The organism is Vibrio marinisediminis (genome assembly GCF_014050145.1).
GTDB classification, from domain to species: domain Bacteria; phylum Pseudomonadota; class Gammaproteobacteria; order Enterobacterales; family Vibrionaceae; genus Vibrio; species Vibrio marinisediminis.
This window is the reverse complement of sequence record NZ_JACFYF010000371.1, coordinates 1-233: the sequence shown is the minus strand read 5'-3', so window position 1 is coordinate 233 and position 233 is coordinate 1. Positions and strand designations below refer to the sequence as shown.

The following is a 233-nucleotide window of genomic DNA, read 5'->3' as shown; positions in this document are numbered from 1 at the left end:
CGACTGCGCGTGATGCGAAGATTCTTCTCCGGCGGGTTCGAATTCTCATTCTTCACGACCATAATCAAATCTTGCGACTTATTATCTTTGACGATTGCCGCATCGATGACACTGAAATCGGGATTGAAGAACATCTGTGTAGACGAGAATTCCTTGAAATCTTTAGTCGTAACGTAATAGATACGGTGATTCAATCCCTTTTCGCTTTCGCTCGTAGGTACTTCTTTGTGCCG

Annotated in this window: 1 protein-coding gene; it reads right to left on the bottom strand. The window is 44.2% G+C overall.

Going from position 1 to position 233, the window contains the following annotated elements:
- The coding region (locus tag H2O73_RS24390; RefSeq protein ID WP_220457794.1) for a glycoside hydrolase family protein at nt 1-233 on the bottom strand (233 nt) is incomplete at both ends.